The sequence below is a fragment of the Dankookia sp. P2 genome (assembly GCF_050632255.1).
GTDB lineage: Bacteria > Pseudomonadota > Alphaproteobacteria > Acetobacterales > Acetobacteraceae > Paracraurococcus.
In genome coordinates this window covers 1,912,501-1,924,244 of record NZ_CP192581.1, presented here as the reverse complement: position 1 = coordinate 1,924,244, position 11,744 = coordinate 1,912,501, and the positions used below count along the sequence as shown (strand labels likewise).

Below are 11,744 nucleotides of genomic sequence, written 5' to 3'. Positions count from 1 at the left end.
TAAGCCCCAAACTTTCCAGATCGGCACCGGGCCGGCTTCGTTCGCAGGATTTGGGCGGGCCTCCTGGATCCGGGTCTCGACATCCGGTGGCGCGAAAAGGGCTGGACGCTGGCCTGAATTGGCCGCAGTTCCAAGCTCAGCCGGGCGAGGATTTCCCGACTTCGCCCGTGACATGATCGACAAGGCTCTGCTTCAATGGACTCGGGAACGGTTTGGGGGAACACACGGATGGCGAAGGCGGCAACGGCAGCGACGGCCAAGAAGTCGGCAGCTTCGGCGAAGGGGGACAAGGCACCGGCGCCGAGCAAGGCCAAAGCCCCAGCCAAGGGCAGCGCGGCGGCCGCCAGCAGCGCCCCGGCCGCGGCGGTCAGCCTGAAGCAGATGGCAGCCGGGCTGGCGGAAAGCCACGACCTATCGAAGCGTCAGGTCGAGACCATGCTGGATGCCTTCGTGCAGAGCCTGTCCGAGCATTTGCAGCAGGGCAGCAAGATCCGCATCCCCGGCTTCGGCATCTTCCAGGTGAGTTCGCGGGCGGCCCGGACGGGACGCAACCCGGCCACCGGCGAGACGATCCAGATCAAGGCCAGCAAGAAGATCGCCTTCCGCCCGGCCAAGAGAGCTGAAGGAGTCGATCTGAGCAGGCCTTGCCGGGACCTTCGACCTGCAAGGGCAGGATGAAGGTCCCGGCGCAACGGCGAATGGCCTGGGCGCCCGCTCCCCGTCGGACGCAGGCGGGCGCTCCAGGCTGATGAGGCATCGCCTTCCGGCAGGTGCGGGTGGTCGGCGATGCGGTTGCGCTCGAGCAGGGCGCGGTTGCCTCCAGCGCGGCCTGAGGTCGCCGCGCGGCACTCGGCACAACCCGCTTGATCGCGGCCGGGTAGGCTCAAGGCGCCGCTTGGCGTCACCCTCGGCCACCTGCTGCCGCAACACGCGCTCGCACCAGGAGATCTGTCTGTCGGGGCAGGCAGTGCCGCACCACTCCACATGCCGGATGCGGCAGCGTAGCTGTGTGTTGCGTCGCTTTCCGATGGTATTTAGCTTTTCTCATAATTGCTTTGCCGCTGACCGGGATGTTTCCGATGCAAACCCGCCGCGCGCTCCTTGCCCTACCGACCGCGCTGACCTCGGCAATGCCTTCCCTCGGCAAGGCTGCGTCCTGGCCAGACCGGGCCGTCCGCTGGCTCGTCGGCTTCCCGGCCGGCGGCGCGCCGGACCTTCTCACGCGGCTTCTGGCGCGACGGCTGGAGGCGGAGCTTGGTCAGGCTGTCGTGGTGGAAAATCGTCCCGGTGCGGCCGGCAACCTCGCCGCCGCGGCGCTCGCGCGCGCTGCGCCGGATGGCCTGACCTTCGGCACGCTGTTCGCGGCGACGCTGTCGGTCAATCGCCACGTCTATCCCAACCTTCCCTTCGATCCGCTGCGCGACTTCACGCTCATCAGTGAGTTTGCCCGCTTCCCCTCGGCGGTCATGGTCCACCCTTCCGTTCCGGTCTCGGATATCACCGAGCTAGGGGCCTGGATGAAGGCGCAGCGGACGCCGCCGATCTGCGCGACGCCGGGCGCGGGCGTCATTCCACACCTGGCGACGAAGCTGCTGCTGCAACGGCTTGGTACGCGCTGCGAACTGGTCCACTACCGCGGTAATCCCGACGCGTTGCGCGACTTGGCAGCCGGGCGTGCGCAGATCATGGTGGATGCATTCCCGACCGCATTGCCCTTGGTGCGTGACGGTCAAGCCCGCGCGGTCGCGGTCACCAGCCCCAGCGATCGTCGCTGATGCCGGAGCTGCCGGCGGTTGCAGAGACCCTGCCAGGTTTCGACACGGCCTCCTGGCTCGCCGTTGGCGCTCCTGCGGGGGTGCCCGAGGCCATCACCGCTCGGATGGGGGCCGCCGTGATTGCCGCTACGCGCGACCCGGAAACAGCGCGCCGCTTCGCCGCGCTGGGCGCCGAGGCTGTCGGCTCGACGCAAGACGAGCTGCTGACACGTGCTGTGGCGGAGGACAAACGCTGGGGCAAGCTGGTCCGCGCCAGGGGTATCACTGCGCAGTAGGGGCATCCGCCGTCACCGGCGGAGCCGGTCGAGAGCTCTGCACAATCTGCCGTCGATGACCAGCTTGCCCAGTTCACCTGTACGGCTGCTTGTCCGACGGGAGACCACCGTGGTGAAGTCCGACATGAACCACCAGGATCGCCTTGCTGCAGAGGATGGGCCGCCCCGGCGCCGCAACAGACGATCAAAGCAGCCGCTGCTCATGTCCCTCGCCTGTCGAAGGCGACGACCATCAGCGCCAGGCTCCGCACGGCCGCATGGCGCTGCGACGACGTCGCGGTGGGCGACGTGGCCGATTTTCAAAGGCATACTAATGAACATTTTGCAAGCGATCCGACTCGGCCTGATTGTCCTTCTTGCAGGCTTGGTCCATCCGCTCACGCAGGCGGCCGCGCAGCCCCGCTCCGACCGGCCGATGAACAGGGCTGAAGCGGCTGCCAAATTGAAGATGAACGCCTGGACGGTCGGTCTCGCCGGCGGCTTGCTGGAAGGCGCGCCGATCCGCTTCGCCACTGAGATTGCCAGGGTGGTGGATGAGAGCGACGCGCTCCATGTTCTTCCGGTCGTTACCCGCGGTCCGACGCAGAATGTCGAAGCGTTGCTGTACCTGCGTGGGATCGATACGGCGATCATCAATGCCGATGCGCTCGAGCAGTTCCGCAGCCTCGTACCGAACATCGACCAGCGTATCAGCTACATCCTGAATCTCTTTCCGTCGGAACTGCACATCTTCGTCCGTCCGGAGATACGCTCGCTCGCGGACCTGAAGGGCAAGAAGGTAAATTTCAACACGCCAGGGACCACTGCGGCCTACTCCGGTCCGTTGATCTTCGACCGGATGAAACTCGATGTGGAGAAGACCTTCATCCCGCATCCGGCGGCGCTCGAACAAATGCGCAAGGGAGAAGGCGATATCTCGGCCGTGGTGTTCATCACCTCGAAGCCGGTGGAGGCATTCCTGCGCGGCCAATGGGGGCCTGGCTTCGGGTTTCTGCCGGTGGATATCGGAGAGGCCGACCTGCTGGATCATTATCTCCCTTCGACCCTGACCTCGAAGGACTATCCCCAATTCATCCCGGAAGGAGAGGACGTTCCGACCATCTCGGTACCGACCATCCTTGCCGTCTATAATTGGCCGCCGGGATCGGACCGTTATGCGCGGCTCACCCGGTTGGTGGACTACCTGTTCAGCCGTATCGACCGATTCCACGCACCGAGCTTCCACCCTGCCTGGAGAGACGTGAATCTGGCGGCGCAAGTGCCCGGTCTGAAGCGGTTCGCCCCGGCGCAGGAGTGGATCGACCGCAATCACGTCACGCGCACGCAACGCGTGCCTCCGGTACCATCGCAACGATGAGTAGTCCTTCGGTGCCGACCCCCACAGGCGGTGACGAGATGCCGAGCAGCAGTGCAGACAGACTGATGGCCGAGCGGCCTTCGCTGATGCGGCACGTCACGATCACCGCAGGGTTTGCTGCTGGCGCGATGATTGCGCTGGCCCTGACGGTGCTCACCCCCGCGACGGCTCAAACCACCTGTGAGACGAAACGGCAATCCTGCGTCGCCGAATGCAACGCACGATACTTCACTGTCGATCCAAATCGCGACAAATGCCTTGCCAGCTGCGCGGCTGAAGCGAACCGCTGCAGCCGCGAGCAGCAAGGTCGAACCCAGGATCAAGGACGTAGGTTTCCAGCCTTGTCCAGCAACTGACCCGCCTCCGCATCGCCAAGCTTCAGCGCCGTGCGGTACCACCGAATGGCGAGTGTGGGATCGCCGGACACGCTCGGGATGCCGAGACGGGCGAGTACCGCCGGGTCATAGGTTTTCCCAAGCGCCGTCGCGGCCTTGCCGCTGCCGTTTGCCGCGGCGCGGTCATAGAAGAGCCTGGCAGCCGAGACATCGCCCAAAGCCAGCAGGCTGTCGCCGCGTCGCAGCAGGTTGGACAGCAAGGCGTCTGACGGCCGTGGCAGGACAGGGGCTGCTGCAGCGACTGCGCCGGCCGCGGGTTCCGCAGCCTCGCCCTCAGTTGGCGACGCGGCCATGGCCGAAGGGTCACGTCGGGGCGCTGGTCCGGGGCGACCTGCGGCGAGGCTTGGTTCGGCAAGGGATGCGGACCAGCCGATGCCGTCTCGTCCGGTGCGATACCTGGCCCATCAGCCAGGCTGGGCGCGGCGCCTGATGCCGAGCTGACCGGCACGGGTGGGCGCTCCTCGCCGGCTAAGCCATCCGGAGTGGTCGCGGCTTCGGGGGCCGTCGCCATGACCGCAGCCTCGGGGAGAGGCATTGTGGCCGCAGACGGCTCGCCGCCATTTCCGGCGGCCTGCTCGGGCTCGACCACGGCGATCCTGGGTTCGACAGCGTCGGTGCCGGGGGATGCCGGCGGTCCAGGGTCGGGGTTGGCCGGCATGGCAATTGTGTCGTTGCGTCCGGCACTGCCCGAAAGGTCGATCCTGTCAGTGGCCTGATCGCTCGGGTGAGACGCAGCCGCTTCGGCCGACTGGCTGTCGGAAAGTCCCGGCATCTCCGGCGCCCTTGCGCCATCCGCCCGGTCGAAGCGCGGCCCCGTCGCCGACCGTTCCGGCAATCTCCATGCATCCTCGCCTGTCGCGGCCGGCAAGGTTGGGCGGAAATCTTCGCCAGCCGTCAAGGCGCGGTGTGACGTACCCGGCTCGATGGGCAGAAGTCGCCACATCGCGGCCGTGCCGCCGCCGATGGCGATGAGCAGTCCGCAGGTCACGAGTAGCAGGGCTGAGGGTAGCGGTGGCGCAGCCGCAGCGGGCTCGCCAAGCGCCGACGCAACTTCCGGCAACGTTTTCCTGCTGACGGCTCGGTTGACCAAACCGGCTTCCCCGCCGGGGATGCCTGTCAGCGCCTCGCGAACTACGGGGACCCAGGCGATGTCAGGATGGATCGTAAGCGGTGCTTCCCAGGCCAGGGCGAAATCGATGATGTCTGGGAGCCTGGCAAGGTGCTCGCGCGGCAGGACGCGGTGCAGCACCGGCAGGTGGCCTGGGCACCGCTCGGGGAATCCTGAGCTCTCGAGCGTGCGGCGAAATTGCTCGACCGCGGCGGGGCTGATCCGCGGTGCGATGTCGAGAAGGATGAGCCCGAGCGAGGGATTAGCCAGAACGGCGGGCATGCTCGATCCGCCTGCAGCCGACGTGCTGCGCGATGACGCTGCTGGGCGCAACAACTGCCAATCAGGGCCAAGCGTCGCCACCGCATGTCGCAATGCCGCAGTGTCCTGGGAGAATTGCCAGGCGGAGGCAATATCGTGGTGTTGCGAAAGCATCATTCCGTCTTGCCCCTGAACGGGCTCAGCCAAAGCAGAGGGAGCCATTCCCGCGCATCACGCTAACGATGCGCAACCCGCCACTGCAAGCGACCGAGCTTCCGAGTCGATGAAGCATGCACACATCTGCCCTGCACAATCGCGAGGACGCCATTCACGCGAAGCAGGCCGATTCGGTGTCACACCTCGGTGACCTCCGTCATTGCCGGTTCGGCGGCGGCTTGGCGTGAGAGCACTGTCCGCAGCAACACAGATTGCGGCAGCAATGCCTCGGTGAAGGCGAAGAAGCTCGGGATCGTCACCGCGGACCGCCTCGACCACGCCCAACTCCAGCACGCGAAGCCACGCTGCAGGGTCGACCCGAACTCCCGCGACCCGAATAGCAGGACCATCCGGTACCGCCTTGAAACACCCCAGCGCGTCATGCGGGCCCGCTGACGCAGCACGTAGGACGGCGAGCGCAGCGGCGTCGCGTTCCGCCTGAGTCGCCAGGTCATAGAGCACCAGGATGCTTGGGCTTGCTTCGATCGCCGCGGCCTCGATCGCCGCAAGCAGGTCGCCGCCCAGGATCGACGTGCGGCCATTGTCGAGAGCCGCCTGTCCTGCGCGGAGAGAAGTAGCTGCGCCATATAGGGTAGGCCTCGCGCCAACTCCGCTATGCAGGTCCGGGCGGAGGCGGTGAATTCCAGCCCTGCTTGTGCGGCGCCGCACGCAACGAGATGCTCAACTTGCGCCTGCGTAAGCAAAGGCAACCCCATCCGCATGACGCAGCGCTGGATGGAAGGGTTGCGGCCGAGCAAGGCATCCGGGTTGTCCGAGGCGCCGACGATCATGAAGAGGATCGGCAGGTCCCGATCGGACAGCTGCTTTATCGTATCGGCAACAGCAGTGCGCGTGGCCTCGTCCTCGACCCGGTCAGATTCATCAACCAGCATGAGTATTCGATGATCATGCAAGTTATCAAAAATGGCCAAGACGTCACTCGGCTGCAGGCTACCCGATGGCGCCAGGCCCAGAATGTCCAGCAGCTTGTTGAAGTCCGCGGAAGCTCGGCGGGCGAGCCCATCTGCCATCTCATGCAAGAGCCCACGCATGATCTCATCGAAGTTGCTGTTCCCGGAGCAGACATGGCGCACGACGAAGAATTCGGCCGCTTCTACCTGGGTGGCGACAAGATTGGCGAGGCATGTCTTGCCACGGCCACGCTCGCCGAAGACGACGATATGCGAGCGGTCTTCAATGAGCGCGCGCGCTATGCGCTCGCGACCGACTTCACTCTCATCGAGCGAGGCTTGGCTTCGAGTGCTCAAGTCCCGCGACACGCCTTTCTGGCAATGCGCCAGCGGTCGCGCGGGTGTGAAGGCGTTTGCCAAGCGCTGGCGTGCTTCTCGCGGCTTCCTGTCCTGATCTGTTCCGGCTTTCTGGAATGTTCCGTCAGGGATCGGTTGCACGGTCTGCGCGAGCGGCATTCGAATGCGGGAGTGGATTAGCTGTTGGAGCAGGCGCACGAAGCCCGTGTTCCCTTTATCGCACAACATCTTAGCACAGCCGGGTTCTGCGAACGAGGTCGGTCGGTAGCGCGTGCAGTTGAAACTCTGAGTCGAATTGGTGAGCCAAAAAATCTCACATAGGTTGAGAGTCCATGTGCCAATCGCCGCGGAAGGGGCTAGCCTCCTTCATGGTTTGGTGGTCGGCAACCGGCAATTAAGGACAGATGGACGTCGTGGCTGTGCGCGGCAGCCTGCAGCAGGGTGAGCCTGCCCCGCTTGATGTAGGCCATGGCCGCGCGGCGGGTGGCCCCCGCACATTTGCCATATCACTGCGATTGCTGGCCACCTCGCATTTGCGATTGTACTCGCCGCGCCAGTCTTGCCGGTGACGCGGACGCCGGCTTTTCCCCCCTCTGGGCGGCTCACTGCAAACAGCCTCGCGATACCGGCCCGCCACACGATTTCTTTGCCGGCGGAACATTGCCGTATGTGGTTCATAAGGCGTGTCGCAACACGGGTGGACGGCGATGCCCAAGCACCTCCTGGTCGCAGTGAACATACAGCCGACGCAGCCGCGCTACTTCGTCGGCTACAAGGACGACGGCGCGATGTGCGAGACCATCTGGACCAATGATTGCTGGAAAGCTCAGTGGTTCGATGCCGAGGATGCGGAGATCGAGGCTCTGCTGCTCTCGACATGCTGTCCCAGCTACCGGGTCGAGAAGCGGCAGGTGAGCGGCGCCGGCGTCTAGCGCGACCTGCATTCGCCATGGCTCACGGCAACCGCTCTGGCGTCTTGACCCAGCGAGCGTCTTCATCCGATCAGGTGATCCCACCTGATCGGGATCCACTTACCGGCGTCTACTTTCCCCCGCTCGCCACGCCGAGGAAGCGGCCGATCTCGCGGTTGAGGAATTCGATATCGGCCGGGAAGACGCCGCCGGCTGAGGCATGGCCCGTCACGCTGCCCGGGCGGATGGTCACTAATTCCGCGCCAGCGATGTGCTTCGCAGCCTCGGCCGGTTCGTATTCCGGGTTCAGCAGGTCCTTGGTGCCGGTCAGGATCAGCGTCCGCGCCCGGATCGCGCCGAGGGCCTTCGCCATGTCGCCGCCCATGCCAGGCGTCGCGCCGACATCGTGTTTCTCGTAGGCCCAGGTCTGGTACAGCCAGTCATTGGCGTCGAAGATCGTCGCCTGCGCGTCCTCCTGCGCCTTCAGCCAGGGCAGCACCGCCAGCGGGTCGGCGGCGAGATTGCGCGCCGTACATCTCGGGCGTCCGCGCCGCGAGGAAGGAGAGGATGTCGCGCCACAGCCGGATGCCGGCCAGGGGCGGCGTGGTGTAATTGCCGCCCTGCCAGGCCGGATCGAGCATGATCGCCTTCCGGCTCGCCTCCAGCACCGCCACTGTCCAGGCCGGCGTGCGCGCCAGCGGCACCATGGCGACCAGCGCATCCATGAAGCCGGGCTGGCTGACGCCCCATTGCAGCACCTGCATCCCGCCCATGGACGGGCCGACCACCGCGGCGACATGGTTGATGCCGAGATGGTCGACCAGAAGCCGGCGCTGCGACTCCACCATGTCGCGGATGGCATAGCGCGGGAACTGCATGCGCGGCTGGGCCGTGCTGTTGGACGGCGAGGTGGTCAGCCCATTGCCGATCGCATCCGTGGCGACGATGAAGTAGCGGTCGGTATCCAGCGCCTTGCCCGGGCCGATCAGGAAGTCGATCCTGTGGTGGTTGCCGCCGACCGCCGTGACCATGAGGATGGCGTTGGACTTCGCCGCGTTCAGCGTGCCGTGGGTGACGTAGGAGATGCCGAAGTCGCGGATCACCTCGCCGCTCTCGAGCCTGAAGTCGCCCGTCTTGTACATCTGGTGCGGCGGCTGGCTCGGCGTATGCGCCGCGGCCTTGTGCAGCAGCAGCACCAGGCCGAGCGCGGCCAGCGCGAATGTCCTGCGGATCATCGGCGGTTCCCCCTCGGTTGTTTCGCCCCAGGCTAGGGCTCGCAGGAAAGGCTGGGGAGTGAAAAGTATTCCCTCCCCAAGCCCCTCCCTTCCTTTTTGCGGGTCGGCTGCCACCGCGCGGCGAGTGCCGGACTCAGGGAAAATAGATGAGGGGGCCGGGGAGAATACCTTCTCCCCGGCCTTACTGGCCGCGATGCGTCGCCAGCTGCTCCGCATACTCGATCGCCTCGACCAGGCTCCGCTCGCTGGCGATGCCGCGCCCGGCTATGTCGAAGGCGGTGCCGTGGTCGACGCTGGTGCGGATCACCGGCAGGCCGAGCGTGATGTTCACCCCGGACAGCGCATCCCACTTGCCCGTCGCCGGGTCGACATGGAAGCCCAGCAGCTTCACCGGGATATGCCCCTGGTCGTGGTACATCGCCACGACCGCGTCGAATTGCCCGGCGCGCAGCTTCACGAAGACGGTGTCCCCCGGCACCGGGCCGGTGACGCGCATGCCGTCCGCATTGGCCGCGGCGATGGTCGGCTCCACCACCTCGATATCCTGCCGGCCGAACAGCCCGCCTTCGCCGGCATGCGGGTTCAGCGCGGCGACGGCTATGTGGGGCTGCGCGATGCCGAGGTCGCGCAGCGCCCTATGCGTCAGGTCCAGCACCAGGCGGATGCGGGCGGGGGTGACGCGCTTCGGCACGTCCTCCAGCGCGCAATGGGTGGTGACGTGGCTGACCCGCATGTTGCCATGCGCCAGCAGCATCACGCTGCCCTTCACCCCGGTGAGCTCGGCCAGCATCTCGGTATGACCGGCATAGTGGTGGCCGGCCTTGTTCAGCGCCTCCTTGTTCAGCGGCGCGGTCACGAGGCCGCCGACCCTTCCGGCCTGGGCCAGGCGGACGCCCCGCTCGATCGCCAGGTAGGCGAAGCGCCCGGCCTCGGGGGAGAGCACGCCAGGCTCGATCGGCGAGGTCTCCTCGCCCGCCTGCAGGAAGGCGAGGGCGGGCCAGTCGGCCTCGGCCGTGACGGCGGGGAACGATAGCTCCGGCGCGAAGGCGGCGCGGGCGCGCTCGAGTGCGCTGCCATGGCCGATGACCAGCAGCTGCAAGCTGCCGTCGGCCAGGCGCGGCGCCAGGGCCCGGCAGCCCTTGACGATGATCTCCGGGCCGATCCCGGCCGGGTCGCCCATGGTGATGGCCAGATGCCGCGCCGTCATGCGTCGATGCTCCCGAAGGAATGGCCGTTGCCGGCGAGAAGGTCGCGCCAGAGCGCATCCGGGCCGAAGGCGCCGGATTTGGAGATGACCGTGACGCCGTCCCAGGCGCCGCCCCGCAGCCGCGACCGCGGCACGCCGGGCGTCACCAGCCCCGTCGCCAGCAGGCCCTCCGCGCCGAGCCCGTTGCAGAGCGCGCGCAGCGTCTCCCCGCCGGCGACGATCAGCGTGCCGGGGAGGGGCAGAGACGCGGCGAGGGCGGTGAAGCCCGCGGCGATGCGCCGCGCCGCCGCGGCGCGATCCAGGCCGGGCGGCAGGGCGAGGCTGACCAGCGCCAGCCCGGCCGCCGCCAGCCGGCGGGCGACCGGCACCGCGCCAGCCTCCTCCGGCAGCCGCAGCCAGGCGGCGCCGCAGGCGGTAAGCTGCCGGGCGGTCACCACATGGTCGGAGCCGAACAGGCCGAGCACCGGCCGCTCCAGCCGCGTCCCGGGCGCCAGCACCGCATCCCCGGCCAATGCCCGGGCCAGCCCGCCGCTGCCGCACCACAGCACCGGCCCCGGCGCGGCGCGGCCGAGCGCGACGATGCGGGCCAGATCATCCTCGGCTTCCGCGTCGAACAGGCTGATGCCCGGCGGCAGGGGCGCGTCGATCCGGCCGGGCCGCACCGCCAGCCCCTCGGCCGCAAGCGCCGCCCCTGGCTCGACCGGCGCCGGGTCCCAGCCGCCATCCGGCCGGCCGACCAGGACCCGGCCGCCGCGGGTGATGCGGCGCTGCGCGGGAAAGGCCGGGGCCAGCACGCAATGCGCCCAGGCGCCGGTGGCGAGGCAGGCGGCCAGTTCCGCGGCGGGCTGGCCGCGCCAGAGGCTGTCGAGCTTCTTGTAGGCGATGTCGGCGCCGGCCAGGGCCGGGGCCAGTGCGGCGACCCGGGCGACGGCCTCGTCGCGCCCGGCCTCCCGCGTCCCGCTGTCGAGCGCCAGGCTGCCCTCGGGCGCGACCGCGCCCTGCCAGGCCACCGGCAGCGGGCCGCAGAGCCCGGCCAGCTCGGCGGCGCTGTCCAGCGCCCCGGTCAGGTCGTCGGCCAGCAGGCGGAGGCGTGGGGGCCGAAGCCGTGCGGCTGCATCCGGATCCTCGGGGGCGTCGCCCGGGCGATGCCGCCCTCCGCCGGCAGTGTCAAGCCGCGCCGGCCGACCGGCCCCGCACCCTGTCCCACAGCACCAGCGCCGCGTCATAGGGGATCGCCGGCACCTCCCGCAGCCGCCAGTACCAGCGCTGGGCCAGGCCGACATTGCCCGAGGCGCCGATCGGCACCGGCCGGGCCGGCACCCCGGCCAGGCGCAGCAGTAGCAGGCAGCGCGGCAGGTGGTACCGGCTGGTCGCGGCGAAGACCGGGCCGGCATGGCCAATGCCGCGCAGCAGCGCCCGGCAGGCGAGGACGGAGGAGAAGGTGTCGGTCCCGGTCGGCTCCTCGAGGATCGCCGCAGCCGGCACGCCGGCCGTGCGAAGCTGCGCCGCCATGACCACGCACTCGGCCTCCCCGAACCGCCCCTTGGCGCCGGTCGGGATGTAGAGCGCATCCGCCCGGCCGGCGCCGAGGCGCAGCGCGGCCTCCACCCGGCGGCGCAGCGCCGGGCTCGGGCTGCCGTCGGGCCGGACCGCGGCGCCGAAGATGATGATGGGGGTCATGCGACGTGGCCAGGAAGGAAACGGCATTTCCTCCCCAAGCCCCTCCTTTGCTTTTT

11 protein-coding genes and 1 pseudogene are annotated in these 11,744 nt (G+C 68.0%); 5 read left to right on the top strand and 7 right to left on the bottom strand.

Annotated features, from left to right (window positions below; all coding sequences use genetic code 11):
* Positions 1-228: 228 nt before the first annotated feature.
* The 4 genes and pseudogenes from ACQ86J_RS11400 (at position 229) to ACQ86J_RS11385 (ending at position 3,763) form a co-directional block, all read left to right on the top strand.
* Positions 229-678 carry an HU family DNA-binding protein gene (locus ACQ86J_RS11400; RefSeq protein WP_431271192.1) on the top strand — a complete coding sequence of 150 codons (450 nt, stop codon included), beginning with the start codon at positions 229-231 and terminating at the stop codon, positions 676-678.
* Positions 679-1,070: 392 nt separating this feature from the next.
* A pseudogene (locus ACQ86J_RS11395) lies at positions 1,071-2,050 on the top strand (Bug family tripartite tricarboxylate transporter substrate binding protein).
* Positions 2,051-2,159: 109 nt separating this feature from the next.
* Positions 2,160-3,407, top strand: coding sequence for a TAXI family TRAP transporter solute-binding subunit (locus ACQ86J_RS11390; RefSeq protein WP_431271191.1), 1,248 nt, complete (start codon positions 2,160-2,162; stop codon positions 3,405-3,407).
* Positions 3,408-3,445: 38 nt separating this feature from the next.
* A complete protein-coding gene (locus ACQ86J_RS11385; RefSeq protein WP_431271190.1) occupies positions 3,446-3,763 on the top strand; it encodes a hypothetical protein in 318 nt (105 codons plus the stop codon).
* Here the strand turns inward: ACQ86J_RS11385 and ACQ86J_RS11380 are convergent.
* Both ACQ86J_RS11380 and ACQ86J_RS11375 read right to left on the bottom strand, forming a co-directional pair.
* A complete protein-coding gene (locus tag ACQ86J_RS11380) occupies positions 3,727-4,002 on the bottom strand; it encodes a hypothetical protein (protein ID WP_431271189.1) in 276 nt (91 codons plus the stop codon). The two genes, ACQ86J_RS11385 and ACQ86J_RS11380, sit on opposite strands and share 37 nt — an antisense overlap.
* A gap of 1,522 nt (positions 4,003-5,524) precedes the next feature.
* Positions 5,525-6,853: an ATP-binding protein gene (locus ACQ86J_RS11375; protein ID WP_431271188.1), complete on the bottom strand. Its 1,329-nt coding sequence runs from the start codon at positions 6,851-6,853 to the stop codon at positions 5,525-5,527.
* Between the two features lie 509 nt (positions 6,854-7,362).
* On the opposite strand from ACQ86J_RS11375, the gene ACQ86J_RS11370 reads away from it, so the two are divergent.
* Positions 7,363-7,587: a hypothetical protein gene (locus ACQ86J_RS11370; RefSeq protein ID WP_431271187.1), complete on the top strand. Its 225-nt coding sequence runs from the start codon at positions 7,363-7,365 to the stop codon at positions 7,585-7,587.
* 109 nt (positions 7,588-7,696) lie between these two features.
* Here ACQ86J_RS11370 and ACQ86J_RS11365 read toward each other — a convergent pair whose 3' ends face one another.
* The 5 genes from ACQ86J_RS11365 to ACQ86J_RS11345 form a co-directional block, all read right to left on the bottom strand.
* Complete coding sequence (locus ACQ86J_RS11365) at positions 7,697-8,065, bottom strand: hypothetical protein (protein ID WP_431271186.1); 369 nt, start codon at positions 8,063-8,065, stop codon at positions 7,697-7,699.
* Positions 8,007-8,801: an alpha/beta fold hydrolase gene (locus ACQ86J_RS11360; RefSeq protein WP_431271185.1), complete on the bottom strand. Its 795-nt coding sequence runs from the start codon at positions 8,799-8,801 to the stop codon at positions 8,007-8,009. Before ACQ86J_RS11360 ends, ACQ86J_RS11365 begins: the two co-directional genes overlap by 59 nt.
* A 181-nt stretch (positions 8,802-8,982) precedes the next feature.
* Positions 8,983-10,008: a 4-hydroxythreonine-4-phosphate dehydrogenase PdxA gene (pdxA, locus tag ACQ86J_RS11355; RefSeq protein ID WP_431271184.1), complete on the bottom strand. Its 1,026-nt coding sequence runs from the start codon at positions 10,006-10,008 to the stop codon at positions 8,983-8,985.
* Positions 10,005-11,234 carry a four-carbon acid sugar kinase family protein gene (locus ACQ86J_RS11350; protein ID WP_431271183.1) on the bottom strand — a complete coding sequence of 410 codons (1,230 nt, stop codon included), beginning with the start codon at positions 11,232-11,234 and terminating at the stop codon, positions 10,005-10,007. The genes pdxA and ACQ86J_RS11350 overlap by 4 nt, the downstream gene beginning before the upstream one ends.
* Positions 11,176-11,688 (bottom strand): YdcF family protein, encoded by a 513-nt coding sequence (locus ACQ86J_RS11345; protein ID WP_431271182.1) that lies wholly within the window; start codon positions 11,686-11,688, stop codon positions 11,176-11,178. Before ACQ86J_RS11345 ends, ACQ86J_RS11350 begins: the two co-directional genes overlap by 59 nt.
* Between the last annotated feature and the right edge of the window lie 56 nt (positions 11,689-11,744).